Raw genomic sequence first — 26,520 nt, 5'->3', positions numbered from 1 at the left:
AAACCGCCAGCCGCTACATGATGGTCGAGGCATTCGCTCAGATCGACAACGAGGAGACAGACCCAATTCTCAGCATAAAAGCCGCCTGATCATGACCTCAGGCCACCCGACAAATTACACCACCTTGACGGACGTGACCCCGGAAAGGATCAACAAATGGCCGAAACCCCAGAAACATCGCACGTCGTCGGAGGCGCAGATACCCACAAGGATTTACATGTTGCAGCTGTCGTAGACCAGTACGACCGTGTGCTCGGCATCGAGAGCTTTCCCACGACCCGTCACGGCTATCGCTTGATGTTGACCTGGATGAGGTCTTTCGGGGATCTGCAACGCGTCGGCATTGAATGCTCCGGTAGCTACGACGCAGGGTTACTACGCTATTCGCAGACAGCTGGCGTCGAAGGTTCGCAATTCACCAGCACCGATTTCACAGACGTGTTGCGCGATGCGAAGGTCAAAATCTCGATGGATGGTCGGGGGCGCTGGATCGACAACCGAATGATCGAGCGGCTGTGGCGATCACTCAAATACGAATGCATCTACCTGAATGCTTTCGAAACCGGCTCCGAAGCCCGGAACGGGATCGGCAACTGGATCACTTACTACAACGAAAGACGTCCGCACTCATCACATGGGATCATGACGCCGGACGAGGCCTATGATAGACGATCTCCGGACTTGAAGGTTGCCGCCTGAAATGAAACCAATGCTATAGCTTAGCACGGCGGCAAACTGGTCGAATTTCCAGGACCACCTCTGTTCACCCTCCGAAAATGCTGCGTGAAGGACGAGTGGCCGGTCTGGTGAAGCTGCACCGCGGAGATCGGCCAAGGCTGAAAGGCAGGTCTGGGCCGGAAGTACCGATGCGGCAACCCGCGGCTTTCACAGACAGATATCTGGCAAACGCGCAAACCTGATTGTTCTCGAAGCACCAACCGCCCTTGCCACCGTAAATAACCACAAAACACGCGTAGATTTCTCTTGACAGGCTTTGCGCACGCTTTTGGTTTCGTTTGCGCATTCATCTGGTTTTTCTGACTACAACTTGATGAATGTGGCGAGCCGTGGAGGACTCGAACCCCCGACCTGAGAATTAGAAGTTCCCTGCTCTAATCCAGCTGAGCTAACGGCCCTCACGGTTGGCTGTATCGGATAAGTCGTCCTCTAATGTCAACAGAGCAACAATTCGGGAATCGCACCTTCGCAGTTTTGTGGATTGCAACTCTGAGACACCGGACAGGATGAATAAATCTCCCGAGAGCGGCCATCTTGACGGCGCATTCCCGTCACAATTCCAAGATCTCAGCGCGCCCCTAAGGCAAAACCACCAAGAATATTGGAATTTCGGGGCGCAAACCGATGGGCTCCGAAAACTCACGCTTAGGCGCAATCTGTCCCAAGTAAAGCCAGATTTGTTAACCATAGTTACAAAAAAGCGGCGAAGACCGTGTGTACGAGTTTTGGAGAGCGATGATGAGTTTCCTTGCCCATGGGCGTGCCTTTGGCACTGCGTCCAGGCCGGTAGTGGCCCTACCCTTATCTGAAGATGCCCCGATGCGCCGCGGGATCACGACCGGTTTTGCGCCGCGCAACCCTCGGATTCACCGTGTTTACAATGCCTCGCTGGTTATGGTCGTCATACTCGTCTTTCTACCGCTCATGGCGATGATCGCCGCGGCGCTGTTTGTGACGCAAGGCCCGAGGATCATTTATTCCGGCAAGCGCATCGGCAAAGATCAGAAACCCTTCAACATTCTGAAGTTCCGTACTTTGGATGACAAAAAGGCGGCGGAACTCACCGCCAATCAGGTTTTGCCAGCCGGAAGCAACATCGAGACACCTCTTGGCCGTTTCTTGCGGGCATCCCGGTTGGACGAACTGCCCCAGCTTTTCAACGTGCTGCGCGGCGATATGAATCTGGTGGGCCCCCGCCCTGTCCGCGAGGCAATCGCGCAAATCGAGCGCGAGCGGGTTCCTGACTATGATCGGAAGTTCGCAGTGAAGCCCGGGCTTGTGGGGCATTCTCAGGCCTACATGACTCACGGCACCACCAAGCGGATTCGGTCGCGCTACAACAACATGCTGATTGATGCGCCGGTGAATTATCGCGCCGAGGTCGTCCTCTTTGGTAAAGTTGGTCTCAACGTTCTGCGCCGTGCAATTCAAGAAACTCGCAAGCGCTTGACCGGCAAACGTTCGGATCAACTGGCAAATGAGCGCGCGTCTCGGATGGGGTTGCGGCTGCTGGATCGCCGTACGGGGCTCTCGCAATCCGTCGCAGCTCTTGATGGTCGGACTATCGTTCTGGCGCGGCCCATCGCGCTGCCCTTCACACACGATCTGCAAGTTCGGATTATCCTTGGGAATGGCCGCATTCGGAATGCGCGGGTCGCGCTGACCCCCCTCGACGAAATCGGTGCGCGTTTCGCCTACGACTGCAAGACCGATGCAGGCCAGTACACCATCGAACGCTATGTCCTCGATTTGGCGGTCGTTGGCCCGGCATGCCCGCCCCAACGCCAAAAGCCAGCCCTGATCGAAGGGCAGCCCATTTCGCCTCGCGCGTTAGCCTAAGTCCGGTAGATCGACATGGTACAACGTATTGCATTCATTCTGCCTCACTTCCAGATGGGCGGCGCCGAGCAGGTCATCTTGCGCCTTCTCACCTCTCTGGACCGGAACCGCTTTCAGCCCACCCTGATCTTGCAAAGGCGTGAGGGCACCTTGCTAGACCAGATCCCCACAGACGTCCGCGTTCTGGATCTGGCGGGCGCACGGGCCAGCCGCGCAATCTTTGGCCTTGCCCGTCTGCTGCGTCGCGAGCGGTTCGACCTGACGTATACCGCGACAAACGCGGGTAACCTGTTGGCTCTGGCCGCGCTCCGCTTGTCAGGCACCAAGACTCGTGCCGTGATTTCCGAGCACACACCCTTGAACGGGTTTTTGGCTCAGGTGGGGGCACGCAATCTTCGGGTCGCCCTAATGCGGGCGCTTTACCCCTCGGCTACTGCACTGGTGGCCCCCCTCCCCCAGATCGGCGAGGAACACCGCACACTGCTGGGTGCAAAGGTTCCGCGTTTCACCTGCTTACCAAACCCTGTGGTGGATGCATTGGCAGATCTGACTGCCCCCAAAGGCCGCCTGACCCGCTTGGTGAGTGTCGGACGCCTTGCGCCTGAAAAACGCTTCGACCTAATGATCGACGGGTTCTCTCTGGCACATGCCCGCAACCCCGATTTGCGTCTGACGATTCACGGCGAAGGGCCATGCCGCGAGGCACTTGAGGCGCAGGTGTCGGCATATGGCCTCAGCGGGGCCGTCTCTCTGCCCGGATTGAACCGCGACATTCCGGCCGCCTTGGCAGATTCAGACATGTTCCTGTGCACATCTCAGCTCGAAGGGTTGGGCAACGCAATTATCGAAGCAATGGCTGCCGGTCTGCCGGTCCTAAGCGTCGATTGCCCCTACGGCCCACCGCATCTGCTGGAAAATGGCCAGAGCGGCGCTCTTGTGCGCTCTGACGCGCCCGAGGATATCGCTGCTGAAATTCTGGCCATGACAGCCGATCCTGTCCGTCGCCAAACCTACCGTCAACGCGGACAAGCGATGGCGGCGCGTTATCAACTCGGGGCGTCGATCCGCGCCCACGAGACCCTGTTTTCACTTGCATGCCAGTGACCGAAGGAGGAGCCCGCATGTCCCGCCCTGCAATGTTCGAATTCGACAACACCCGTCGCGATGACTTCGTCACCCTAATGCGAGACGTCTTTTCCGCAGAAAGCGCGGCCCGAAAAGCCGTCGCATGGGAATGGCTATTCAAAAAGCCAGATGCGAGCGGCGCGCGCACCTTTGGCCGCGGCACCCAAAAAGACGGCGCAATGGTCGGTGCCTGCCTGATCCTGCCCCACACCCTGTGGATCGAGGGCAAGGAATCGCAGTCATGGTGGCCTGTGGCCGTCGGCGTCGATCCGCGCCACCGCGGCGCTGGCCTGCCGATTGTTCGGAGTTTCTTTAACAATGGGCCCTACTACGGTGGGATGCCCGCAAACGATGAGATCGCCAACCTGTATCGCAAGCTAGGCATGACAGGCGAAGTCATGCTGCGGAACTACTTTGCGCCTTTGCGTCCAGGTCGGATGCTGTCTCGCCGCAAAGGTCTGCCCGCGCCGATGGGCAGCGCATTCGACGGCTCGTTCCGGATTGCTCGTAACATTTCACAACGCAGTGCCCCCTCCCTTCGCGAAGACGAGCGGATCACCAATGTCCTGCATTTCGGCGCTGCCTTTAACGACCTGTGGAGTCGCGCCAAATACGGATACCGCATGACTCTGGCGCGCGACGCGGACTACCTGAACTGGCGCTTCCATCAGTTCCCGCTTCATGATTACGACACGCTCGCTCTGTGGCAGGGCGAGACCCTGCGCGGCTATGTCGTCACGCGTCTCGAAGAAAAAGAAGACCGGACCAACGGCCTGGTCGTCGACATCTTTACCGAGAGCGGAGATTCACGCTCTTATGCGTTGCTCTTGCGCGCTGCGAACCAGTTGATGGAACGTCAGGGCGCGGAACAATCGATCCTTCAGCTGCCCGAATGTGCATGGCCAGTGTCAATGCTCAAAGGCCTTGGTTTCTTGCACAGCAAGCCGATGACGCTGCTCCAGCTCCACGCCGAAGACACAAAGATGAATGCGCAGATGCCCTCGCTTCATCGGCATTGGTATTTCACACGCGCCGACAGCGATCAGGACTACTAAGGGCGCGTCACCCCGGCGTCTTGTACATCGGGGTGAAAACCGGTTCGTTTCCAACACCAGTCGGGCCAGACAATCCCGCGCACCGCACCGCGAAGACGGTGCGCCAGCACCAAAAGTGTCAGTGGCATCAAGTACGCCAAAATCCCAGCGACGACCATGACCGTTAGATCCTTTTGGCTCAGAGGTTTGCGCGGCGCACGGTCGAAACTGGTGTTGGCCTCATACTGACTCTCCATCTCGTCGACACTGCCAGACACGCCTAGGAACCGCAGAAGGGATGCTCGGAGGCGCCCGTCATCTTTGTGCAGATCCTCGTACCGCAGATAGAAACAGTCCCTGCGCCGCGACAGCCGCTTCAGATATCGACCATACAGCGTGTTCACGACACTGGCTCGAGCGATATCTGCATAGCGCCGGAAACCCTCGGTCGGGGTCCGGCCAAAACCCGACAAGCGTGACAGGATCATCCCTTCGGTCCGGCGGTGCACCAGTACGAACTTCGCATCGGGAAACGCGCGCTTCAGCCGTCGATACATCATCGTGTGGTGCGGAGATTTCTCGACCCATGCCTCGGCACTCTGCGCCCGCGCATGACGGTCCATTACGATCCGAAACAGGTCGGCATAGCTCTTGGCTTCGCGCATATCGACCGCCAAAAGCTCTGGCGTCAGCCCCAAGAGCTGCCCGTAATCAGACAGTACAAAAGCCTGCGCGAAGCGCACGCGGCTCTCTAAGCGGGACCAAGGGCCGAACGCTTTGGCGAAGTGCGAAAAATAAATGCTTTCGTGAACACCGCGATGCTCGGGGGCCTCAACAGCGGCGACCGACGGCAAGGCCGCCAACTGGTTCGCCATCCAAGTGGTACCAGAGCGCTGCAGGCCCAGAACAAAGATCGGTGTCACAGTGTCAGCCCTCTCTTACAGGTGTCCAAAGCGAGCTTTCCCGCCCACGCCAGTACCGAACCAGCCCGAGAAACATGGCCAGATTGCCCATCACAAAGAACATGGCTGCGCCCACCAGCGGCAGTTTGCGCAACGCAGGTATGGCCCAAGCCAACGCAACCAGCACGTATCCAGCGATCTGTCCCAGTCCCGTCAGAGCATAAAACCATCCCTGACCGATCAAGAAAAGGTTAGATAGGAACACAAGAGCCAAGGCAAAGGGCGCCATGCGGCGCATCCCTTTGTGGGACAAAAGCTGCCACCCATACCATCCGGTCCGCAGCGGGTTCATCAACGCACGATATCTCATCAGTGCCCGCCACCCCATTTCGGTTGATCGAACTCTTCGGCCCATCTCTTTGGTGGCCTTTTCCGTGACCACTTCCTCAGTCAAGGCATTGGGTGCAAAGGCCAAACGGTATCCGGCTTCGACAGCCGCGACCGAGATATAGAAATCATCAGCAGCGCCGGGCGGCACATCGGGAACCAACTCCCGACGCATCGCATAGATCGAGCCTTGCGCCGAGCACACGCCGCCCAAGCGGGCTTCGGCGGCTTTCATCGCCTGATCGTACCGCCAGAACAGCGACTCGGCCCGGCCAATCTGACCAGCGGTTTTCGCATTCACGCTGATCTGCCCGCAGACACCCCCCACTTCGGGGTCGGCAAAGGGTGCAACCAAGGCCTCTAGTGTTTCGGGCAGAAGCATTGCATTTGCGTCCGTGAAAATCACAATGTCTCCGCTGAGCTGCGGGACGACCAGATTCATCGCGGCCAGCTTGCCCAACCGTCCCGGCGTTTCGATCAACTCTACCTGAGGAAGCGCCAGCCTGCGAACAATCTCTGCAGTGCCATCGGTCGATCCGTCATCGATGACAATGATGCGCACCAGATGATCCTGCGGGTTGTTCAAATCCAGCGTATTGCGCAGCTTTTCCGCGATGCAGGCGGACTCGTTGTGGGCAGGGATCAGAATATCGACCCGCTGCGAGTTCGCAGAGTTCGTGGCTGGCCTTGCAGACGCGAGTCGCGAGAAGCCCAGCAACAGAAGCCCGTAGCCAAAGATCACATAGGCCAGAAACACAACGGCGGCCCAGAACACAAAAACCATTCCCTAGTCCCCTTCGATCAAGGCCAGCAATTCCGCCGCGTTTTGCTCTATGTTGTAGTGCGCCCGAACGCGGGCCTGCCCGGCGGCAGCCAAACCCAAAGAACCTTGGTAATTCCCAAAAACCTGTTCGATCCGGGTCGCCAAGACCCGTGCATCTCCGGGGAGCACCAGCCAACCGGTCAGTCCCTCTTCGACCAGTTCCGGGATCCCCGACAGCCGCGACGCAATCACCGGCCGCCCCTGCGCCATCGCTTCCATCAGAACAACCGGGATTCCTTCGCTTCGGCCTCCCTCGCCTTCGATCGATGGCACAACCACAAGATGCGCCTCTGCCATCGTCTGCTGCACCTGATCCGAGGGCAGCGCGCCAAGGAAATCCACGCACCCATCGGGCAAATCCTCAGCCGCGACGCGCAAAGATGCCTCCTGAGAGCCACCGCCAACAATGGTCAGTCGCCAGTTCAGCGTTTTGGGTAGATGGCTGAGCGCTTTAAGCAGAACATCTACACCTTTTCGCGGCAGCAAAGCGCCGACGAACACGATGTGGAACGGCTCTCCTTCTGTTGGCGCGACGGGCAAGGCGCTTTGCGTGCGCTCTGGTGCAACACCGCACCGGATCACATGGATTTTGTCCTGTGAAACGCATGCCTTCTGCACCAGAAACCGGCGATTGAAATCTGAAATCGTCCGCACAAAACTTGCGGCGCGGGCCTTCACGTCCAGCAGTCCTTGGGTAATGAAAATGTCATGGGCATGTGCCGAGAAGCCAAAGGGAATCCCGCTGGTGCGCGAGGCAATCCAGGCCACCGTCGCCGGATACCCCGCGAATTCAGCATAGAGCCGGTCCACCCCGCTGCGACGTGCAAGTTGCCCTAGCGCCAGCCCCTGAGGCAGCAGCATAAGCGAGATACCAAGGTGCCGCGGCTCTGCACGAAAGGCCCCGACAATTCGCCGGATCACCCGTGCGGTACGCAATGGGCTGCGGATGGCGGCCAGCGCAGCCAGCAACACCGTGCGCGGCGCGGCATACCCCAGATGCAACGCATCATCGACGATGCCACGCGCCTCGGGATGCACAATTTCCGCTGAGCGGAACGGCTTTATATGAAACACATCCGCCTTGTGCCCCGCATTGCGAAACGCCTGTACATTGGCGAGCGCAAAAGTCTCGGTCACTTTGGGGAAGTCGCTGACAATGGCCCAGATCTTCATAGGACCTCCTTGCGGTTCACGCGCGGCAGGGCGGCCCCGAGGCCGAGCATGATCCATGTGTATTTGTTGTACTCATTCGGGACAAAGACGCTGACCAGCATATAGGCCGTAAGGGCATAGAAATACGCCGTCGCCAGATGGCCGATGTCATTGTCCGCCGGTGCGCGCATGACCTCTCTCGCGCCGCGAAATGCCGCGATGACCATCCCGTAAAAGAAGGTCGCGCCGATCAGGCCGTATTCGACCATGATTGATAGGTGCATATTATGCAATTGGCGCCCATACATCGTCCGACCCGGCAGATAACGATAGGCGCTGTCCACGAAGTGCTTTTTGAAGTTGCCGGGGCCGACACCGAACAACGGGTTCTCTGTCAGCAGGTTCACCCCGATCACATTATAGGTCATGCGCCGCCCAAGGGTCCAATCCCCTCCGCCCCCGCCGAAAATCGAAGCGATCCGCTCGTAATAGCTGGCTGGTAGAAACGGCAGCATCATCAGCGCAAACATCCCGCCAATCACCAAGACCGGAATGATCAGGCGATGTTGCCGGTAGCGATAGAAGAGAAAGATCGCCGTGATTGTATAAACAAGAAACGATGACCGCGCGAAGCTGAAGATCAGCGCAAGCGTACCGATCCCCGCCGCGGCCATGTAGAACCGTTTGTAGCGATCTTGCTCGATGTACATGACGACAGCGATGATCACGCCCGTCAGCATCATCGTGGCCGCCGTGGTCGGGTTATATTGCGATGCCCCCGACGACCGCTCGAACCCTTCGGCTGTTCGCGCCGTTGTTGCCGCATCAGACGTCGAAATCAGCGTCATTCCAAGCTTTACGTCAAGGATCAGAATGACGCCCGAGATCAAAGACGTCAGCGCGAGGATCATCATCGCCCGCTCGAACCGCGCCCGCGTGTTCACCAAAATGATGATCAAATACATAAAGATGATCATGGCCAGCAGGCGGCGCAGGCTGTTGGCGGCCATATATTTGCTCTCGGCCCCAAATGCGCTGACGATCATCGACAGTCCCAAGAGCATGCCCATGATCGCGATGGGCTGCATCAGCGCTTCGCGCACCATCCCGCGCTGACGGAACGCCGTCACCATCACGCCGACCATCGTGCCCAAAGTCATCAACTTGAACCCGTCGCCGGGAAAGATCTTGTCCTGAATGCCATCAAGTTGCGCAAAGAAGAGCAGTGCGCTGATCCCCACAAACGGATGCGCGGCAAAGGCCAGTCCGATCACCGCGGCGACAGGCAGGATCAGCGCCAATTCGGGATGCCCTAAAATAGTAAAGGCAAGCGCCAGAATGGCCGCTGCACACCCCGCTGCCAAACCAATCGCGAAGTCGCTCCAGAGCGAGCGCGTCCGGATGATCATGCGCCTGGTCCCTTGGGAGAGGGCAAAAATCTGGCCCGCCGCCGCCGCGCCAGAGCCGTCACAGGCATCCACCAGTAATGTCCGGCTGCGACGCCAAGTTTGGCGCGGAATACCAGTTCCTCGACCCAGAGAGAGCCCGGACCCGCCGCGAAATCATTGATGTGCGTGCGCGACAGCAGGCAGGGGTCCTCTCCCTCTCGGTTTTCGCCTCGTCCGCCGGTCAACGTCTCGAAGCCGACTTCTCGGGCAATCAAGGCCGAGGCGTTCGTCACGCGATCATAGGGCCAACACAGGAAATCGATGTCGCGGCCCAGAACATCTTTCAGCAGATGACGCGCACGGATCAGGCTGGCGCGAACGCGTGCTTCGAAAACCGCTTTGGTCTCGATGCCCGCTTCAGTCCAAGAAGGTGACGTCAACGCGGAGTCATTTTGGCGAACCAAATTACCATAGGGGAGTGCGGGCTCAGTTGCCTCGAACCAGCGGGATTTGTCTTCTGAATTGTTCCAGAACAATGGTGCGTGTTGCCGCCAGTTGGCCTCACTCAGCGTGTCGACAATGTCAGAAGACACCGCAACCCTTGCATGGTCCGCCCCATGACACGCGATCTCGATCAAAGGATCGGCATCCAGAGCGCGAAGTTCGGCGGCGTTCATGTACCCACGCCAATCAGTTGGTGTTTCGTCGATCGTGGGACGACGCGATTGGGATGCGTCGATAAAATCGGACGACACAAAGATGGTCGCGGGTGCACCGTATTTCCGCAGGATTGGAACTGCCGCGACCCAGTTGTCCAGATAACCATCATCGAAATGGATCATCACACTTTTGGCGGGCAGCCGAAGACCTCGCGCTCTTGCTCCTTGGAAGGCCTCGCGGCTGAGCACGGTCCATCCCATGCGCGCCAGCACGGTCATATGCCGCTCGAACACCTCTGGCCTGACCGAGGTGTTCTGACTCCACGGCAGCCAGCCTGCGTCCGGTGAAATGCTGTGATAAACAATCACAGGGACGGCACCCGCGCGGTGCAGCGCAATGCCAGCCCCCCACACCATTGCGACCAGTGGCAGCATAGCAAACCACCCGGCACCAAACGACGCCATCGCAGCCGCAAGCGCCATGCCGACCAGCAGCGCAAGGCCTGCACGTTTCCAAGCGCGCTGGCGATGGATCTGACGGTCCACCACGGCGTTAGTTCCAGATCAGCATAAAGGGTTTACGGGGATTGTCTTGCCCCACGGCCTGCAATTCGCGAATTTCCAGCGCATCGACCTGCGCAGGCGGCACGCCTAGGATAATCGGGCCATCGGGAAGTTCGTCCCAGTCCTGCACAGAGGCAACCGGTGCAATCGCTGTAATCACATACGGCATATCGCCGCTACGGCGGGGATTCGAATGTTCGACCGCCATCGCAACCACATCGCGCAGGCGCTTGATCTCTTCATAAGGCAGGAAGCCGGTGACAAAGATATGCTCTTTGGTCCAATGGTCTTCCTTGCTCATCCGTCGGCCGAACTGTTCCGAGAAGTTCCGGAACTCGCGGCTCAGGCCAGACATCCGGCCTCTGCGCCACCGCGCCAGTCCCGGACGTTCCATGCCTTTGCGGGCGGACGGTAGCGCGTGCCCACCTAAGATGGCCTGCAAATCAGAGTAGGTCCGCACGCGCATCCCAACCACATCGATCAGGATCACCGGCATCACAACGGCCAGAGCTCCAACAATTGTGGCCATAATCGTGTTTACAAAGACCTTGGGGAAAGACGGATAGAGCGCAGGTGTCGCTGGGTTGATCACCTGCACCTGAGACAAGATCGTCGCTTCGCTCATTTCTAGGTTCACCAGACGATCGCGCAACTCGTCCAAGTCCATTTCGACGGCTTGGTAGCGCGCTTCCAACTGCTTAAGACTGCGCTCTTTTTCTGCCTGCTCAGACAGTTCTTTGTCAGTCCGCGCCAGAGCCTGTCGGCGCAGCACCAACCGCGCCTCGCGTTGGCGGATTTCTTCTTCGAGGCGCGCCACCGGCTGCGAGGCACGCCCACCGTCCAGCTGTTCCTTGAGCTTGGCCAACTCGTTCTTGCGCAGTTCCAGATCAATGACGTCTTCGTCGATGTCCTGCTGCGTCGCGCTACGGGACAGAAGCAGGACATCCGCCTCTTGCCACAGATCGTTAATGCTTAGCTCTTCACGCACCTGCTCGCGTTCGACCAGAAGGCCGCGCAATTCCTGTTCACGCTCGTTCTTGAGGTTCCGGACCAGGTCCGCCAGTTTGGTTGCCCCGTTCGAAAACTCCTGCCGCGTGAGGTCCACGTAGGCCTGTGCATAGGCGTTCGCCATGCGGGCCGCCAGCATCGGAAACTCGGACTGTGCCGTCAGGTTCAAAATATAGGACCCCTCCACAAACTCGACCTGGACAGACTCTCGCAGCAGATTGATCATCTGAAGGCGCTCGGACGCCTCAACGAATTTGCCGTAATTGAGGCGTGCATAGCTTCGCCACAGAAAGCCTTTGAACTGGTCAAAGATGCCTGCCTCGGGCATCTCGTTCTCGCTATCGGCTTGTTCCAGCAGAATATCGAGCGTCCGCTCGGCCACCGGTCGGCTCAGGAGAACCTCGATGTGGGTCTGCGTGATGATCGTTGCTGGATTGAACTGACTGACCCCCATAAAGGTCCGGTTAAACGCCAGTTCCTCTTCCGAGGGCTGCATGTTCAACGTCACCGTCGATTTATAGGCAGGTGATGTTTTCAGCAAAATGGTGCTGCCTGTCCAAGCAAGGACAGCCGCGCAAAACATGCTAATCAGTATGGTCCGCTTGTACAGGCGGAACAGATCCCGGTAGTGGTCCAGCATTGGCTGCTCTCCAGCTGGTCTATGGGCTTTGCCCTTTTATTTTGTCAGAGCATTTCTAACCAGATCGCCTTTCAAAACAAGCATTGCGTTAGCACAACTTTCATAATCCGTTGCGGGCAAGACACGATCTAGCGCCTTTTCCAGCACGCAATGGCTGATCGCGCCAGCGCCCGCACCTCCCTTGCGCAACAGTTGCAGGCTGCGCCCATCAGCAATGGTGATTTGCCATCCGTTTTCAATCAGTGAAACGCGAGCACCTTTGGGCAGCATTCGCGCAAGCAAGCGGTAGGCGTAGACCCCCGGTTTCGGCTGACGTTGCAGATCATAGAGCGGCACCCGGGCGTTCCCGACAGTGGTCTGCATCTCTTCGCCAAGGCCGAACCACAGGCACGCTTGTCCGCCCTGAGCAAACACATTCAGATTGCGGCTAATCACTACCATGAAATGCGCCTTGGGGCTGTACTCTGCCCCGTAGTCCAAATTCGGGCCACCGCACTCTGTCGAGACCACAGGGCGGCCACCGGACCACGCTTTCAGCGCTTCGATCCGCTTGGGGTCGCGCTCTTCGGGGCCATACAAGTGAATGTCGGCAACATCATAACGTGCCTGCGACAGTACGAATTTGAGCCGGCCCTCGACCATCGCGGTTACCCTGTCCGACTTTGATGTTTTGGGCGAGTAAACCAACTCGGACCCATCATTCCAGAACTGGCGCACGGTCCAGTCCGCATGGCCTTGATTGACCAAGGCGACATCCATCACAAAAGCTGCGGTTCCCCCCAAGACAAAGGTCGCTTTGGGATCAGCCGATTTAACGGCGTCATGCGCTGCGTTGATATAAGCCAGCAAAGCTGCATTGCCCGCCGCCCATCCGCCAGAAGCATTTGTGTCGCTCACATACTCGTTCGCGGCCTGCCAATAGCGCAGAGGCGCCCGCAAACCCGGCATGTCCCCCTGACCATCTCCATCGTAGCGCTCTACCACTGTGGTCACAAATCGCTGCCACGCCCCTAGATCCAACGGCGCTGCATTCTTGACCCTGTGGGTTGCGGGGTCGGTTGCCCAATCGGCATCGCTTTCGAATGTCACGAACGGGATTAGTCCGTTCGCCTGCAATCCGGCAATGCGCCTATCAATCTCTGTGAAGTCAAACGATCCGTCTGGCTTGCCAATTGCCTGCCAAGAGGCACTGATCCGCGCCCAACTCATACCCGCGTCTGCGAGCAATCCGTAAAACTCAGGCTTATTTCCAGGAAAGGCCAAGCCAAGCATCGGGGATTGCGCTGGTGCTGGAGCGGTTAGGTCCACCCCCTCTGCCAAGGCAGGCGAGGCCATTGCGACCATAATCATTGCACAAAGACGCCCGGTCATCCTGCACCTCCTCAAAACTTGAAAACCCACAGAGCATTGCGCCACCAAATCCACAGGACAGTGACGGCCATCCCAATCACGCCACTTACAGCGATTAGAACAAGTGTGGGCACAGCCTGTGTCGACCCGAGCCAAGGCACCACGACGGCGAGTACAATCCCAGACCCCACCACTGCCAGCAGACCCAATCCGGCCCCCAGCAGAGGCGCCAGCGAAAGGCGTGCTGCACGCAAATCAGCTTTGTTCTGCGCCCAAAGCAGCAGCGCCACCGCACTCGGCCCCAGAACCATCCCAAGCGCAACTGCACCCACACCCAAGCTCGGCAACAGCCAGACTCCGACACCAGCGCGTACCGCCAGATCAATCAGCACCGCCAGTGCAACAATCCCGAGCGCGTTTTTTCCCTGTCGTGTCAACACCCAGATCAAAAAGGCCCGCGACAGGAAGGTAGCGAAAGGCGCAAATCCCATGACGATCAGGATCGGTGTCAGCTCGGCTTGCGCAGCGGCCCCGAGCGCCCCCTGCCCCAAGATGTGATCAACAATCTTTGGCGCGTTGTAGATCACTGTCCCCTGCACGAGGATCAAGACCGTCAAGCCACCTGCCACAGTTCGCCAGAAGTTCAGAGGGGTGCGCAGTTTCGGGGATCCTGTCCACTTGGCAAAAACCGGCACCAACACCGCCAAGGCCAGCGTGTTTCCGAGCAATGCTCCGACCCGCTGCGCCATTTCCAATAGAGCAACCCCGCCAACGCCCGTACGCGCAGCCAACGCCGACTCGAACCAGAGCGCCGCCTGCGCTCCGACAACCAACAATAGGGCTGCTCCAATTTGGGGACGCGCGCTCGGAACAACCGGCCCAGAGCGCACGAAAGGCACCATAAGCAAGAGCGCGACCGCATTGCCCCCGACAAAAGCGAACGCAGCCCACGTCACGCTGGCTTGTGCGCCAAGGGCCAGCAGAAAGACCGTCAACACCAGCACGCGGGGCAACAGACGTAGGATCGCGGGCCACGCAAACCAGCCAGCCAAATTCAACGCCGACCCCGCGAGAACACCCAGCAGAGCAAGGGGAAGTGATGCTGAGAGAACGATTATGACCCGCTCGGCCAAGACAGCTGCGTCCCCTGTCAACGTCGGAGCAATCGCAGCAACGACAAAATGTGCACTGAGAGCAAAGACCAATGCGATCGCAATCCCGCCAAGCGCGACCCACATCGCAAGTTTGGCAACGCCGCGCGAGCTGGCCTGCATGGCGACCATTGGCAAAAAGACCAATGACAGCACTTGCACTAGGATCTCCTGAAGACCGGTGACCAATCGCCGCCCCAGATAGAAGGCGTCAGCCTCGGGAGAGGCTCCGAGGCGATGGCTGATGACAACAGAAATCCCGACCGCTAGCGCCAAACCGACCAGCTGCGCCAACGCTTGCACGGCCCCTGCTCTCATCGAGAGCCTCGGTCATGGACAAGAAAAGTCGGGGGATATGCGCGCCAAACCTGTTTCACCAACACCCTTCAAATCGACACAATGATTTACACGTTAACCATTTCCTAAATACGCAAATTGGGCCGATTTTGTGGCGATTGTTCAGAATTCGAAACTAAACGCATATTCGTATGTGGGTTTGGAGCGGTCGTTCATACCAAGGCTCGTGCGCACATGTCCTCCTGCCGAGTCCAGCGCGACTGTCCTGGACACTGTCACACCGCGCCACCGGCTGGTCCGGTCTGCCTGCGCGTCGAGCCCCAAACTGTAACGTGTCTGGGAAACGGTGTGCGCGGCATCAAACTGCATCTTCAATCCGCTATCACAGTTCAGATCCCCTTGGACGACATCGGACAAACACCCCAGACGGGGCGCAACCCAGATCGCGCGATCCCACCCAACGGACGCGAGCGAGGGGTGATCGAATTCAAACCCGAGCTCCAACCCGCTGCGCAATCCCTGATAGGCAGGCATATCCAAGTTTCCAAAACTCTGGGTTGGCCCTTGTGTCGCGCGAACCCGACTGGTGGATGCTTCTCCGTAGGTCAGGCGGAGGTCTGCCTTGGGGTGCAAAACAAATGGGCCAGCGGAGCGCTGACCAGACAGCCCGATACCCGCGAGGGCAGCCGCATAGTCGTAGGTGCCGCTTGCGTCGATCGCGCCACCGCTGTCAGGGAATTGCAGATCATAGGAGTGGTGCCCCAGAACCGCAGAGGCAAAGTAGGACAACAGCAGGATCTTTCGGAACCGCTGGACTCCGTATAGCCCGGCATGGGTGCCTGCCCCCGAAATCGTCCCCATAGCGAGCTTTTCGACGGCTGCCTCACTCCCGTAGCCGCCGACAAAGCGCCCCTTCAGCGCTCGGGGAGAGTGGGTTTCGACCATATGCGTGTAGCTCAGCAACGACTGGCGCCCCAATGTATCAGACTCGGACAAGGCAAACCGCCCTGAGCCGATCTGGCGCCGCGCCCCGTGGCAGGCCACAGTCTCTTCGCCGAAGGTGCCGCGCACTGCACGCGAGGTCTTCTTGATTTCAACGTGACCAGAAATGTCAAAGGGCTCTACCACGCCGCATTTGAGGCCGTAGTAGCCTCGGGTCAATCGGCGCGTTGCATCTGTCATGATGCCCGAGATGATCGCCTGTTGTTGCACAAGCGTGCTTGAGAAGTCTTTGCGCAGGATCGTCTCTAGTCGCTCGGAAACGGCGTCGACTGGGGCGTCCTTAATCGCAACCGATGGAAGCGTTGCGGCAATGGCTTTGTAGGTCCGGTCCTCTGTTTCGATGCTGATCCGGGGCTGACAACGGTGAAGCCCTTCGGCCGCGGCGTCAGGTATTGCAAGAACAGAAAGGGTCTGCGCGAGATCCCAATTCGAAGAGCGGTAGGTTAGTTTATTCGGAGAGACACGGCATTCTTTGTCCCCTTGCAGGTTCAACGTCACCACAGCATCCGGCTGCTGCGAAAGTGACAGCCTTATCACCGCTGGGTCACCAGTCTCGGAGGCCTGAAGATCATCAGCAGAGATCAGAATTTCTGGCAGCAGCGGCACGGCACTTTGCGCGGCAAAGCCCAATGACGGCATGGTCAGGAGTGCACAAAGGCCGACTGCCTTGCACAACGAAACTGACCGCTGCTTTGTTTGATCTGCCATATGCCTGCCCTGTTCGATTTCGACGCGGGCATACTCTCATTTTGAGCCAAGGCATCTCAGCTATCCATGGGGTCAATTCAGGCAGACTTTTTGCTAGAATGACGACAATCCGGAAACGCAAAGGCCCCGACCGGAAACGATCGGGGCCAAGAGATGTTTGAAGAGAGCGAGCCCTTATTCGGCAGGCTGCGAGGCAGCATTCCCCACGCTCGGCTCTGCGCCATAAAGCTCACCGGGGAGTTCGGGGGGCATGGCGTGGTCAGCCTCCTCATCGTTCCGGTACTGCTGATTGTGGCGATAGATAATGAGCGTGTCCCAACGCAGGGCTTTGACCAGACCGATCAGGATCAGCATACACACCACCGCAAAAGGGAAGCCCGCCACGACCGCCGCCGCTTGTAGCGCGTTCAGACCGCCTGCGACCAGCAGAACCGATGCGACGGCACCTTCGGTTACGGCCCAGAAGATGCGCTGAACCTTGGGTGGGTTCGGATCGCCACCGGCAGTCAGCATATCGATCACAAAGGAACCCGAATCCGACGACGTAACGAACCACAGGACGATCAGAATGATGGTCAGACCCGACAGGATCTCGGTCCCCGGCAAATACTGCAGCAGGGCGAACATCGCATCGCCATAGCTGTTGCGGGTCGCTTCGACCAACGCGGGGTCACCACCCAGCGAGATGTTCAGCGCTGTGCCGCCAAAGGCCGCAAACCAGAAGAACATGATCGAGGTCGGCAGCAGCATCACACCCAGCAGGAATTCACGGATGGTGCGGCCACGCGAGATACGGGCAACAAACACACCGACAAAGGGGCTCCAGCTGATCCACCATGCCCAGTAGAAGATGGTCCAGCCGTTCTGCCAGGTGCCTTCCTCGGTATATGCCTCGGTCCAAGTCGCCCAAGAGATGAAGTTCGCCAGATAGTCGCCATAGCTTTGAACAAACAGATCAAAGATGAAGACGGTGGGGCCAACGATCAGCAGGAAGAGCAGGAACAGCAGGCTGAAGCTGACGTTCAGGTTCGACAGACGCTTGATGCCCCCGTCCAGACCCGCCACAACCGAAATCGTCGCGGCCAGAGTGATCAGCGCAATGATGATGATCTGGACAGTGGTCGACTGACCGATGCCAAAGACTTCACCCAGACCAGAGTTGATCTGCATCGCACCAAGTCCCAGCGACGTCACGATACCAAACATGGTACCAAAGACCGCCAGAATATCGATCGCATCACCCCATGGGCCGTAAATCTTGTCACCCAGCAGCGGGTACAGCGCGGACCGGATGGTCAGCGGCAAGCCCTTGCGGAAGTGGAAATAGGCCAGCGCCAGCGCAACAATCGCGTAGATCGCCCAACCGTGGAAACCCCAGTGCAGGAACGAAATGACCATGGCCTGCTTGGCTGCGGCCTCGGTTTCGGGATCGCCCATGGGCGGCGCGAAATAGTGATAGAGCGGCTCGGCCACCCCCCAATAGATCAGACCAATCCCGATGCCCGCCGAAAACAGCATAGCCGTCCAGCTAAACAAATCATACGCCGGTTTTTCGGTCATCCGCCCGAGGCGAATATCCCCGAACTTGCCGAACGCCAAATAGATCGTCGCGATGACAAAGATGTTCACCTCGATGATCATCGCCCACCCGAGGGTGTCTGCGAACCATGTCTGGATACCGCCGAACAGAGCATTCGCCTGCTCGTTGAAAAATGCGCCAAAAATAATGAACCCAACGATCAGCAAGGCCGAGATCGGGAACACGCGTTTGTGGACTTTGGGAAAGAAAAGCAGCTGGTGTTGCTGCATCTTGCTACTCATTGGGTTGGACCCTCCGTTTGCACGGTTACTTTCTAGTTCTAGCTCCACTAACGAGTATCAAAGGCATCGGTTCCCGCCTTTCGGACAGCAGGTTCCCGCTGATCACGATTTCCTGATTGATAACAGTTCGATAACCCCACAGAAAATTTATGCATATTCTGCGTAGCAAAAGAAAAACCCCCGCCTTTGCAGGCAGGGGTTGGGTCAATTCCCTTAGCCGCGACCGCGGTACGGGGGAACGCCTTGGTCGGGGATCCAGACGCCCTCGGGGATGGGTCCGGTCTGGTAGTGGACGTCAATCGGAATGCCCCCGCGCGGGTACCAATAGCCGCCAATCCGCAGCCATTTCGGGTCTAGGAAATCGGCCAAACGGCGCGCAATGCTGATTGTGCAATCCTCGTGGAACGCACCGTGATTGCGGAACGAGCCAAGGAACAGCTTCAGCGATTTGCTTTCGACGAGCCACTCACCGGGCACATAGTCGATCATCAGGTGCGCGAAATCGGGCTGGCCCGTCATCGGGCACAGCGAGGTGAATTCGGGCGCGGTGAAACGCACGTTGTACAGAACGTCGGCTTGGGGGTTCTGCACACGCTCCAGCTCTGCCTCTTCGGGGGACTGGGGCATGACGGTCGCGCCGCCAAGCTGCTTGAGGTTGCTGTAGATGCTGTCGGTCATGTCATTCGGTCCTGTTCAGACGCCGCGTTTGTTGCCCCAGATCAGGACATGCAGTTGCGGCAGAATGCGGGGGGCAAACCAGCGGTCCGCCGTGGTTGTCTCGGTCAGCCAAAGCAAACGGTCGGCCAGCGCCTGCGGGTCCACGGGCAGATCCGGGTCCACTTCGGGATTACCCGGTTGCAGATAGAGCGGCAGATCGGGATGTCTTGCGTGCGCGTCCTTGGCCCAAGCGTAGTCTGCATCGTCAAAGATGACGATCTTCATCACGGTCTGGCCCGCGCCCTGCCCTGCCTCTACACAAGCGTCAAAGGCGTCCCAGTCTACAGTCTCGCCGCTGCTGGGGGGTTTGGGTGACAGAACCAGCGTGTCCAGATCCGCGAACCAAGGGCGGCTGATCGACCCTTGGGTTTCACAGGCAAAGCGATAGCCTTCGGCCTTGCCCATCGCGATGACGGGGGCAAAGTCCTGAATCGCCGGATTGCCTCCACTGATGCTGATGGTCAGAGGCTGGCCGCCGGACAGCTCTTCGACCTGCGCGAACACCTGTTCGGCAGACATCGGTTTCCACGTGTCGCGATAGGCGCTGTCCACCGCGTGCAGACTGTCACACCAGCTACACCGGTAGTCACACCCGCCCGCGCGAACGAATACCGTCGGCTCCCCGATCAAGGCGCCTTCGCCTTGGATCGTTGGGCCGAAAATTTCGACAATGCGCAGGGTCATGGCCGATATTCAGCCCAAGTCTTCGGCGTCTCGCTGACTTTGACTGCAGTCACTTCGGGCCAGCAGGCCTTGCACCAGTCGTAGAAGTGCTTGGACATATTCTCGGCGGTCGAAGGCACGTCCATCACGTCATTCAAGTGACGGTGGTCGAACACATCATCGATGTACGTCTTGAGCGGCTTGAGCTCGTGGTAATCGCGGACGAAGCCATCGCTGTTCAGCTCTGCCGCCGACAGTTCGACAACCACGATGTAGTTGTGACCGTGCAGACGCGCGCACTGATGATCATCAGGCAGATGCGTCAACTGGTGCGAAGCCGAGAAGTGGAATTCTTTGCTGATACGGAACATCACTCGCCCTCGTGTGCTGAAATAGCGGCCTGCCAGAAATCGGGATCGTCATAGACCGTGGGGTCCGCAATGCCCGCCAAATGGAAAGCCTCGCGACGTTCAACGCAGGTGCCGCAGCGCCCGCAGTGAAGTTCGCCGCCCTTGTAGCATGACCATGTCTCGGCAAATGGGGTGTTGTGCTTGGCGCCTTCGGTCACGATATCGGCCTTGGTCCGGTGCACAAACGGCGTGTACAGCGACACGTCCGCATACCCGTCCAGCGCGGCCTTTTGCATGGTATTGAACGCCTCGGTAAAAGCGGGGCGGCAATCGGGGTAGATAAAGTGGTCCCCGCCGTGCACCGCTGTGGCCACGGCCTGATCCCCATTCGCCGCCGCCACGCCAAAGGCGATGGTCAGCATGATCGCGTTGCGGTTCGGGACCACGGTGATCTTCATGGTTTCTTCGGCATAGTGACCATCGGGCACGTCGATATCATCGGTCAGGGCCGATCCTGTCAGCGCCGCGCCAATGGTCCTCATATCGATGATGTCATGGGGCACCCCAAGCCGTGTCGCGGCTATGGCAGCATAGTCCAGTTCTTTGCGGTGGCGTTGACCATAGTCGAACGACACCAGTCGCGTCAGCTCGTGCTGATCGGCGACCATGTGGGCGAGAGATACGGAATCCAGTCCGCCCGAGCAGATTACAATCGTTTTCATCAGTGTCCCTTGTTTTGATGTACCGGGTAGGCTGCGACCGGTTGGGCGTGCGTCTACGACTGATCGCCCATTTTGGCAAGCCTTACGCCCCGACAGGGATCATCGTGCCCTGCAAGATCGCCACGTGCCTGCGTTTGCCATTGTCCACGGACCAGACATCCGCCGCCACGACCACCAGCCTGCGGCCAGGTTTGATCACACGTCCAATGGCCTCGAGCTGGCCCGATCCGGGGGCCAAGAAGTTGATCTTCACCTCGGCCGACATGACCTCTGCATCCTCTGGCAACACGGTCAAAGCGGCATAACCCGCCGCGCTGTCCGCAATGCTGAACAGCATCCCGCCGTGGGCAAAACCCTGTTGCTGCTGGACCCCTTCGGACACAGGGGCCGTGATTGTTACGCTGCCCTCTGTGATCTCGGCCAAATCCGCGCCAATGGTCTGCATCATTGACTGCTGCGCAAAGCTGGCCCTGATGCGTGCCTCGGTTTTTGTGAAATCCATGTCGCTCTCCCCTCTGCCCGATTACGCAGCTCGGTTCGGGGTTTCGCAACTGTGACGTCCCGTTCAGTCGGGCGGCAAAAGCACCTGAGCTGCAGCCGCACGCACAGCGGCTGTCATCGGGGCCAAAGCCTCTGCGGTCAGCCGGTTGAACTGCCAAAAGAGCGGGGCATCGTGGGGTGCATCGACATACAGATGCAGCAGCCGGCCCGCCGTCAAATGATCGGCGACCAGATATTCTGGGTTCAGCGCCCACCCCAAGCCCAAAATACACGCCTCGACAAAGGCTTGGCTGGAGCCGATGCGGTGACAGGGCAGCCCGCGCGGGCGCACCGCATTGCCAAAGTTTTGCGCCACCCACTTTTCCTGCAGCTTATCCTTGTCCGAGAACATCAGCGCGGGCGCTTCGGCCAAGGCTTGTGCGGTCAGCCCGTCTGGCATCCAGCGGCGCATGTAGTCAGGGCTGGCCGTCGCGACATACCGCAGATGGCCAAGTGACACACTCTCGCAGCCCTGCAAAGGTTTGGCGTGGGCCGTCACAACAGCGGCAACTTCGCCCCGCTTCAGCCAGTCTTGCGAGACATCCTCATCATCAATGACGATGTCGAACAGGACACCTTCAACCGCTTGCAAGGCAGGCAGGAACCAAGTCGCCAGACTGTCCGCGTTGACGGCGATCCGAAGGGTGCTTGGCCCCTGTGACCCCTGCCCCAAATCCCGCCGCACGGCCGTCTCCATCAACATCAGCCGATCGAAATGCCCGATGATGGTTTGCCCCGCCTGCGTGGCAAAACAAGGCGTCCCGCGCACCAGAAGCACGCTTCCAATCTGGTCCTCAAGCGCCTTGATCCGCTGGGATACCGCCGATTGGGTCAGATGCAGTTCCGCCGCCGCTCCACCAAAGGAACCGCGCCGATGGACCGCCGCAAGCGCCTGAAGGTGCAGTGGATCTATCATTAGAAACTCTAATCAAGATGAAATTCTTTGAATTAGACTAATGCGACAGCGCCCCATAAGCAACGGGCGAACCAAAGGAGAGCCCATGACCGCCCTGATCCACGGATACCTTGTGTCCCTTAGTCTGATTGCCGCCATCGGCTCGCAAAACGCCTTCGTCCTGCGCCAAGGGCTGCGACGCGAACACGTGGCCGCTGTGGTCGCCGTCTGCGCACTGTCGGATGCGGTACTGATCACGGCGGGCATCGCGGGGATGGGCACGCTGATCGCCTCGATCCCGTGGCTGGGGCCTGCAATTCGCTGGTTCGGCGCGGCGTTTCTGCTGGTCTACGGCGCGCTCCGGTTTCGCGCGGCACTCCAAGGCGGCGAAGCCTTGCTGCCCGCGAACAAACCCTCTGTCCCGCTGATCAAGGTCCTGCTGATCTGCCTGACCCTGACTTGGGCAAATCCCCACGTCTACTTGGACACAGTGCTGTTGATCGGATCAATCGGCAGCCAATACGCGCCCGATCACTGGAGCTTTGCCGTCGGCGCCATCCTTGGATCGCTGTCCTTTTTCGTGGCCCTAGGGTTCGGCGCGCGCCTGTTGTCTGGCCTGTTTGAAAATCCCAAAGCGTGGGTCGTGCTAGAAATTATTGTCGGCTGCACCATGTGGGCGATTGCCGCGTCCCTGCTGCTAGGATGACTTCGCGGCCTCGGCCAACAGCGCATCAATAATCGCGCCAAGATCGTCGAAATGGCTGAATTGGGCTGCATGGGGGATCAACGCGCTGGCTGTTTTTCGGTAGCCCTCGGTGAACAGAACAAACGGGACCAAGGCGCGCTGCGCCGTTTCGGCATCAACTTCGCTATCGCCCACGTATATCTCTGGACCGCGCCCCAGTTCGGCAAAGGCTTTGTCCAAGGGACGCGGGTCCGGCTTGTGCACCGGCAGGCTGTCCCCGCCGATGACGACGTCAAAGTATCCATCCAGTCCGGTCGCGCGCAAAACAGCCTGTGTGGCCGCAAAGGGCTTGTTCGTGCACACACCCAAACTGTGACCCGCTGCCTTCAACTGCCCCAGCACCTCTTCAACCGCAGGATAAGGATGCGTCAGATCGGTGGCTGTCAGATAGCGGCCCGTGAAGTCAGCCAGCAAACGCTCTTGCTCACTATCCGCGATGCCCCGCGCCGCACGCATTTTCGCGACAAAGACACCGGCACCGTTCCCGATGAACTCGCGGGCTTGGGCCAAGGTGATAGGCTCTGCCCCTTCGCCCGCCAGCACCGCGTTGGCAATTCCGTGAATGTCGGGCGCGCTGTCGATCAGTGTCCCGTCCAGATCAAAAACAATCCGCGCCATTATCCTGTCTTCCACTTGATCGAACACCCCATAGAAGGGGTCTGGTCCGCTGGCCCCTGCCCCGTTTCGGCCACCTGCTTCATCGCTTCGAACAGATCTCGGCGCAGGTCCGCTGGCCCAGCAGCCTTGGTCGAGGCATCAAGCCGCCCGCGATATTGCAGCCCGCCATCAGCATCAAAGCCATAGAAATCCGGCGTGCAGGCCGCATCATAGGCCCGCGCCACCGCTTGGGTTTCGTCATACAGATAGGGGAATGGAAAGCCCCGCGCCTCGGCCATCAGGCGCATGTTGTCAAAGCAGTCCTTGGGATAAGCCTCGGCGTCATTGGCGCTGATAGCGACCACGCCGATCCCCATTTCCATCAGCTCGGACGCATCGCGGATGATTCGATCCAGAACCGCCAGCACATAGGGGCAATGGTTGCAGATAAACATGACCAGAGTGCCCTTGGTCCCCGCCACATCGCCAAGGCTGACCTGACGACCATCCGTACTTGGCAAAGTGAAATCAGGTGCTTTCCAACCGAAATCGCAAACGGGGGGTGTGACGGCCATGGCAGGTCTCCTTCAGGAACAGGCGTTGCGGATTGCCGCGATATTAGCGGCATAAACCTCTGGGATGTCCACCGACCCGCCGCGAAACACCGCACTTCCGGCAACCAGCACATCGGCGCCCGCCGCTGCGACCAAAGGCGCCGTGGTCGGGTCCACCCCGCCGTCAATCTCGATATGGATGGGCCGGTCGCCGATCATCTCGCGTAGCCTTCGGATTTTGGCGGTCATATCAATGAACTTCTGGCCACCAAAGCCGGGGTTCACCGTCATCACACAGACCACGTCCGTCAGGTCCAGCAGATGCGCGACCGCTTCGGCAGGCGTGCCGGGGTTTAGCGCGATCCCCGCCTTCATCCCCGCCCCGCGAATGGCCTGAAGCGTCCGGTGACTGTGCGGCCCCGCTTCGATATGGGCGGTCAGAACATCGGCCCCCGCGTCGGCATAGGCCTCGATATACGGGTCCACCGGCGCGATCATCAAATGCACGTCCATGACGGTTTTCACATGGGGCCGAAACGCCTTCACCGCAGGCGGCCCAAAGGTCAGGTTCGGCACGAAATGCCCGTCCATCACATCCACATGCACCCAATCCGCACCCTGCGCTTCAATCGCCTGAATCTCCTGACCGAAATTCGCAAAATCCGCCGACAAAATGGACGGAGCAATCTTTACCGACCGATCAAAACTCATTCCGCAGCCTCCCGCATCCGGTCCACATCCAGACCGCCCTGAAACACGCGGCTGGCCCGCAAATCCGCCGCAGTAATAGTCGACAACGCCATCGCATCCAGCGGCCCCTTACTCTCTGAAAACAACCTGTTCGCCTGCCGCAAGCGCGCACGGTCCAAAGCATTCCGGATCGACCGCGCATTGGCGAAATGGGGCTGCATCCGGCGCATCGAAATATACTCTGCCATCGCCGCCTCGGCTTCGGGATCAAAGACATAGCTCTGCCCCTCCAGCATGGATTGGGAAATCCGCAGCAGTTCATCGTCCGAATAATCGGGGAAATCGATGTGATGGCCGATCCGCGACCGGAAACCGGGATTGGCGGCAAAGAACCGATCCATCCGGTCCGCATACCCCGCCATGATCACCACCAGATCGTCGCGATTGTTCTCCATCCCCTGCAGCAGGATCTCGATCGCCTCTTGGCCATAATCCCGCTCGTTATCAGGCTTATATAGATAGTAGGCCTCGTCGATGAACAGCACGCCGCCCATGGCCCGCTTCAGAACCTCTTTGGTCTTGGGCGCCGTGTGGCCGATATACTGGCCCACCAGATCATCCCGCGTCACCGACACCAGATGCCCCTTGCGCACATAGCCCAAGCGGTGCAGCAGCCCCGCCATCATCCGCGCCACAGTGGTCTTGCCCGTCCCCGGATTGCCCGTGAACGACATGTGCAGGGTCGGCGTCTCCTGCGACAGCCCCATCTCGCGCCGCGCCTTGTCGACCAGCAGCAAAGCCGCCGTCTCGCGAATGCGCTGCTTCACCGGAGCCAAGCCGATCAATTCGCGATCCAGCTCCTCCAGCACCTCGCGCACGCCCGAGGCCTCATATTCCGCCGCCAGATCGACAGTCTGTACAGTGCCCTCAACCATCACCCTGCTTCTTTCATCTTTGCCAAAATACTCCGGGGGTCCGGGGGCAGCGCCCCCGGCCTCTCAAACCAGCCCGAAGGCCAGCCAGTTCAGCGCCGCGCGTCCCACGCATAGCGCTGAGACCGTCCGTCCACGTCGGTGCGCTGCATGTGGAATGTCGGCTCGACCTCGGGGCGATTGACGATAAAGCTCATCATCACGGTCTCGAAGCCGCGCGTGTTGTCGAACGCTTGAATCCGGATGTAGGTGTCGGGGTTCGCCTTCCGGCACTCGTCCAGCTCCATCATCACGCCCTTGGCGTCGCGCAGGTCGAACATGGGGTGGCCCCACATCTCCCAGTAAGTATTCCGGGGGTGCGGATCGTCTGTGTATTCCAGACTGACCGCCCACTCTTTGCCCAGAATGTATTCGACCTGTTTGGTGATCTGATCGTCATTCAGATCGGGAAGAAAGCTGAAGCAGCCTTGTGTGATACGCATGGTAAAATCTCCTGAATGTCGGGGGCCGCGCGCGCATCCGGCGCG

At 59.1% G+C, this 26,520-nt stretch carries 25 protein-coding genes, 1 tRNA gene and 1 pseudogene; 5 read left to right on the top strand and 22 right to left on the bottom strand.

Features of this window, described 5'->3' with window-relative positions; genetic code table 11:
- Nucleotides 1-402 precede the first annotated feature (402 nt).
- A pseudogene (locus tag AB9K37_RS13570) lies at nt 403-699 on the top strand (transposase); the annotation flags it as partial.
- A gap of 359 nt (nt 700-1,058) precedes the next feature.
- On the opposite strand, the gene AB9K37_RS13565 reads toward AB9K37_RS13570, so the two are convergent.
- Nucleotides 1,059-1,136 (bottom strand) — tRNA-Arg (locus tag AB9K37_RS13565).
- Nucleotides 1,137-1,476: 340 nt separating this feature from the next.
- Here AB9K37_RS13565 and AB9K37_RS13560 point away from each other — a divergent pair.
- The 3 genes from AB9K37_RS13560 to AB9K37_RS13550 are packed head-to-tail and all read left to right on the top strand — an operon-like array spanning nt 1,477 to nt 4,757.
- Nucleotides 1,477-2,577 carry a sugar transferase gene (locus AB9K37_RS13560; protein ID WP_369839744.1) on the top strand — a complete coding sequence of 367 codons (1,101 nt, stop codon included), beginning with the start codon at nt 1,477-1,479 and terminating at the stop codon, nt 2,575-2,577.
- Between the two features lie 15 nt (nt 2,578-2,592).
- On the top strand, nt 2,593-3,681 hold the full coding sequence (locus AB9K37_RS13555; RefSeq protein WP_369839741.1) for a glycosyltransferase: 1,089 nt from the start codon (nt 2,593-2,595) through the stop codon (nt 3,679-3,681).
- 17 nt (nt 3,682-3,698) lie between these two features.
- Nucleotides 3,699-4,757, top strand: coding sequence for a GNAT family N-acetyltransferase (locus AB9K37_RS13550; protein WP_369839738.1), 1,059 nt, complete (start codon nt 3,699-3,701; stop codon nt 4,755-4,757).
- On the opposite strand, the gene AB9K37_RS13545 is transcribed toward AB9K37_RS13550, so the two are convergent.
- From AB9K37_RS13545 to AB9K37_RS13470, 16 genes are all read right to left on the bottom strand, one after another.
- Nucleotides 4,754-5,659: a sulfotransferase gene (locus AB9K37_RS13545; RefSeq protein ID WP_369839735.1), complete on the bottom strand. Its 906-nt coding sequence runs from the start codon at nt 5,657-5,659 to the stop codon at nt 4,754-4,756. The two genes, AB9K37_RS13550 and AB9K37_RS13545, sit on opposite strands and share 4 nt — an antisense overlap.
- Nucleotides 5,660-5,663: 4 nt before the next feature.
- Nucleotides 5,664-6,809: a glycosyltransferase family 2 protein gene (locus tag AB9K37_RS13540; RefSeq protein WP_369839732.1), complete on the bottom strand. Its 1,146-nt coding sequence runs from the start codon at nt 6,807-6,809 to the stop codon at nt 5,664-5,666.
- 3 nt (nt 6,810-6,812) lie between these two features.
- Nucleotides 6,813-8,021 (bottom strand): glycosyltransferase family 4 protein, encoded by a 1,209-nt coding sequence (locus tag AB9K37_RS13535; protein ID WP_369839729.1) that lies wholly within the window; start codon nt 8,019-8,021, stop codon nt 6,813-6,815.
- Complete coding sequence (locus AB9K37_RS13530) at nt 8,018-9,409, bottom strand: O-antigen ligase family protein (protein ID WP_369839726.1); 1,392 nt, start codon at nt 9,407-9,409, stop codon at nt 8,018-8,020. Before AB9K37_RS13530 ends, AB9K37_RS13535 begins: the two co-directional genes overlap by 4 nt.
- A complete protein-coding gene (locus tag AB9K37_RS13525) occupies nt 9,406-10,593 on the bottom strand; it encodes a polysaccharide deacetylase family protein (RefSeq protein WP_369839723.1) in 1,188 nt (395 codons plus the stop codon). Before AB9K37_RS13525 ends, AB9K37_RS13530 begins: the two co-directional genes overlap by 4 nt.
- Before the next feature lie 7 nt (nt 10,594-10,600).
- Complete coding sequence (locus tag AB9K37_RS13520) at nt 10,601-12,259, bottom strand: GumC family protein (protein ID WP_369839720.1); 1,659 nt, start codon at nt 12,257-12,259, stop codon at nt 10,601-10,603.
- Between the two features lie 36 nt (nt 12,260-12,295).
- A complete protein-coding gene (locus AB9K37_RS13515) occupies nt 12,296-13,630 on the bottom strand; it encodes a hypothetical protein (protein ID WP_369839717.1) in 1,335 nt (444 codons plus the stop codon).
- 11 nt (nt 13,631-13,641) lie between these two features.
- Entirely contained in the window at nt 13,642-15,078 is a 1,437-nt protein-coding gene (locus AB9K37_RS13510) for a hypothetical protein (RefSeq protein WP_369839714.1), read from the bottom strand.
- Nucleotides 15,079-15,219: 141 nt separating this feature from the next.
- Nucleotides 15,220-16,767, bottom strand: a complete 1,548-nt coding sequence (locus tag AB9K37_RS13505; RefSeq protein WP_369839711.1) for a hypothetical protein — start codon at nt 16,765-16,767, stop codon at nt 15,220-15,222.
- Between the two features lie 174 nt (nt 16,768-16,941).
- Nucleotides 16,942-18,588, bottom strand: coding sequence for a BCCT family transporter (locus tag AB9K37_RS13500; protein WP_369839708.1), 1,647 nt, complete (start codon nt 18,586-18,588; stop codon nt 16,942-16,944).
- A gap of 213 nt (nt 18,589-18,801) precedes the next feature.
- Nucleotides 18,802-19,266 (bottom strand): preQ(1) synthase, encoded by a 465-nt coding sequence (gene queF / locus AB9K37_RS13495; RefSeq protein ID WP_072707715.1) that lies wholly within the window; start codon nt 19,264-19,266, stop codon nt 18,802-18,804.
- 15 nt (nt 19,267-19,281) lie between these two features.
- Complete coding sequence (queE, locus tag AB9K37_RS13490; RefSeq protein ID WP_369839706.1) at nt 19,282-19,989, bottom strand: 7-carboxy-7-deazaguanine synthase QueE; 708 nt, start codon at nt 19,987-19,989, stop codon at nt 19,282-19,284.
- The gene (queD, locus tag AB9K37_RS13485) at nt 19,986-20,339 is read right to left on the bottom strand and encodes a 6-carboxytetrahydropterin synthase QueD (protein WP_369839703.1); all 354 of its coding nucleotides are present in this window, start codon (nt 20,337-20,339) and stop codon (nt 19,986-19,988) included. Before queD ends, queE begins: the two co-directional genes overlap by 4 nt.
- On the bottom strand, nt 20,339-21,040 hold the full coding sequence (gene queC / locus AB9K37_RS13480) for a 7-cyano-7-deazaguanine synthase QueC (protein ID WP_369839700.1): 702 nt from the start codon (nt 21,038-21,040) through the stop codon (nt 20,339-20,341). Before queC ends, queD begins: the two co-directional genes overlap by 1 nt.
- Nucleotides 21,041-21,122: 82 nt before the next feature.
- The gene (locus tag AB9K37_RS13475) at nt 21,123-21,542 is read right to left on the bottom strand and encodes a PaaI family thioesterase (protein WP_369839697.1); all 420 of its coding nucleotides are present in this window, start codon (nt 21,540-21,542) and stop codon (nt 21,123-21,125) included.
- Between the two features lie 63 nt (nt 21,543-21,605).
- A complete protein-coding gene (locus tag AB9K37_RS13470) occupies nt 21,606-22,496 on the bottom strand; it encodes a LysR family transcriptional regulator ArgP (RefSeq protein WP_369839694.1) in 891 nt (296 codons plus the stop codon).
- Between the two features lie 85 nt (nt 22,497-22,581).
- On the opposite strand from AB9K37_RS13470, the gene AB9K37_RS13465 reads away from it, so the two are divergent.
- Nucleotides 22,582-23,181, top strand: coding sequence for a LysE/ArgO family amino acid transporter (locus tag AB9K37_RS13465; protein WP_369839691.1), 600 nt, complete (start codon nt 22,582-22,584; stop codon nt 23,179-23,181).
- Here AB9K37_RS13465 and gph read toward each other — a convergent pair.
- From gph to AB9K37_RS13440, 5 genes are all read right to left on the bottom strand, one after another.
- Nucleotides 23,173-23,838, bottom strand: coding sequence for a phosphoglycolate phosphatase (gene gph, locus AB9K37_RS13460; RefSeq protein ID WP_369839688.1), 666 nt, complete (start codon nt 23,836-23,838; stop codon nt 23,173-23,175). The genes AB9K37_RS13465 and gph overlap by 9 nt on opposite strands.
- Nucleotides 23,838-24,392, bottom strand: a complete 555-nt coding sequence (locus tag AB9K37_RS13455) for a thioredoxin family protein (RefSeq protein WP_369839685.1) — start codon at nt 24,390-24,392, stop codon at nt 23,838-23,840. Before AB9K37_RS13455 ends, gph begins: the two co-directional genes overlap by 1 nt.
- A 12-nt stretch (nt 24,393-24,404) precedes the next feature.
- Nucleotides 24,405-25,082, bottom strand: coding sequence for a ribulose-phosphate 3-epimerase (gene rpe, locus AB9K37_RS13450; RefSeq protein WP_369839682.1), 678 nt, complete (start codon nt 25,080-25,082; stop codon nt 24,405-24,407).
- Nucleotides 25,079-25,996, bottom strand: a complete 918-nt coding sequence (gene cbbX / locus AB9K37_RS13445) for a CbbX protein (protein WP_369839680.1) — start codon at nt 25,994-25,996, stop codon at nt 25,079-25,081. Before cbbX ends, rpe begins: the two co-directional genes overlap by 4 nt.
- Nucleotides 25,997-26,085: 89 nt before the next feature.
- Entirely contained in the window at nt 26,086-26,475 is a 390-nt protein-coding gene (locus AB9K37_RS13440; RefSeq protein WP_369839677.1) for a ribulose bisphosphate carboxylase small subunit, read from the bottom strand.
- Nucleotides 26,476-26,520: the final 45 nt, after the last annotated feature.

The sequence above is a fragment of the Donghicola sp. XS_ASV15 genome, from assembly GCF_041224595.1.
Lineage (GTDB): Bacteria > Pseudomonadota > Alphaproteobacteria > Rhodobacterales > Rhodobacteraceae > Donghicola.
Note: the sequence above shows the minus strand (reverse complement) of the source record. Positions and strands in the feature narration are given on the sequence as shown.

Excerpts from the sequence above, each read along its gene's own strand:
- AB9K37_RS13560 (WP_369839744.1), top strand. The coding sequence starts at position 1,477 with ATGAGTTTCCTTGCCCATGGGCGTGCCTTTGGCACTGCGTCCAGGCCG.
- AB9K37_RS13555 (WP_369839741.1), top strand. The coding sequence starts at position 2,593 with ATGGTACAACGTATTGCATTCATTCTGCCTCACTTCCAGATGGGCGGC.
- AB9K37_RS13550 (WP_369839738.1), top strand. The coding sequence starts at position 3,699 with ATGTCCCGCCCTGCAATGTTCGAATTCGACAACACCCGTCGCGATGAC.
- AB9K37_RS13540 (WP_369839732.1), bottom strand. The coding sequence starts at position 6,809 with ATGGTTTTTGTGTTCTGGGCCGCCGTTGTGTTTCTGGCCTATGTGATC.
- AB9K37_RS13535 (WP_369839729.1), bottom strand. The coding sequence starts at position 8,021 with ATGAAGATCTGGGCCATTGTCAGCGACTTCCCCAAAGTGACCGAGACT.
- AB9K37_RS13530 (WP_369839726.1), bottom strand. The coding sequence starts at position 9,409 with ATGATCATCCGGACGCGCTCGCTCTGGAGCGACTTCGCGATTGGTTTG.
- AB9K37_RS13520 (WP_369839720.1), bottom strand. The coding sequence starts at position 12,259 with ATGCTGGACCACTACCGGGATCTGTTCCGCCTGTACAAGCGGACCATA.
- AB9K37_RS13515 (WP_369839717.1), bottom strand. The coding sequence starts at position 13,630 with ATGACCGGGCGTCTTTGTGCAATGATTATGGTCGCAATGGCCTCGCCT.
- AB9K37_RS13510 (WP_369839714.1), bottom strand. The coding sequence starts at position 15,078 with ATGAGAGCAGGGGCCGTGCAAGCGTTGGCGCAGCTGGTCGGTTTGGCG.
- AB9K37_RS13505 (WP_369839711.1), bottom strand. The coding sequence starts at position 16,767 with ATGGCAGATCAAACAAAGCAGCGGTCAGTTTCGTTGTGCAAGGCAGTC.
- AB9K37_RS13500 (WP_369839708.1), bottom strand. The coding sequence starts at position 18,588 with ATGAGTAGCAAGATGCAGCAACACCAGCTGCTTTTCTTTCCCAAAGTC.
- queF (WP_072707715.1), bottom strand. The coding sequence starts at position 19,266 with ATGACCGACAGCATCTACAGCAACCTCAAGCAGCTTGGCGGCGCGACC.
- queE (WP_369839706.1), bottom strand. The coding sequence starts at position 19,989 with ATGACCCTGCGCATTGTCGAAATTTTCGGCCCAACGATCCAAGGCGAA.
- queD (WP_369839703.1), bottom strand. The coding sequence starts at position 20,339 with ATGTTCCGTATCAGCAAAGAATTCCACTTCTCGGCTTCGCACCAGTTG.
- queC (WP_369839700.1), bottom strand. The coding sequence starts at position 21,040 with ATGAAAACGATTGTAATCTGCTCGGGCGGACTGGATTCCGTATCTCTC.
- AB9K37_RS13475 (WP_369839697.1), bottom strand. The coding sequence starts at position 21,542 with ATGGATTTCACAAAAACCGAGGCACGCATCAGGGCCAGCTTTGCGCAG.
- AB9K37_RS13470 (WP_369839694.1), bottom strand. The coding sequence starts at position 22,496 with ATGATAGATCCACTGCACCTTCAGGCGCTTGCGGCGGTCCATCGGCGC.
- AB9K37_RS13465 (WP_369839691.1), top strand. The coding sequence starts at position 22,582 with ATGACCGCCCTGATCCACGGATACCTTGTGTCCCTTAGTCTGATTGCC.
- gph (WP_369839688.1), bottom strand. The coding sequence starts at position 23,838 with ATGGCGCGGATTGTTTTTGATCTGGACGGGACACTGATCGACAGCGCG.
- AB9K37_RS13455 (WP_369839685.1), bottom strand. The coding sequence starts at position 24,392 with ATGGCCGTCACACCCCCCGTTTGCGATTTCGGTTGGAAAGCACCTGAT.
- rpe (WP_369839682.1), bottom strand. The coding sequence starts at position 25,082 with ATGAGTTTTGATCGGTCGGTAAAGATTGCTCCGTCCATTTTGTCGGCG.
- cbbX (WP_369839680.1), bottom strand. The coding sequence starts at position 25,996 with ATGGTTGAGGGCACTGTACAGACTGTCGATCTGGCGGCGGAATATGAG.
- AB9K37_RS13440 (WP_369839677.1), bottom strand. The coding sequence starts at position 26,475 with ATGCGTATCACACAAGGCTGCTTCAGCTTTCTTCCCGATCTGAATGAC.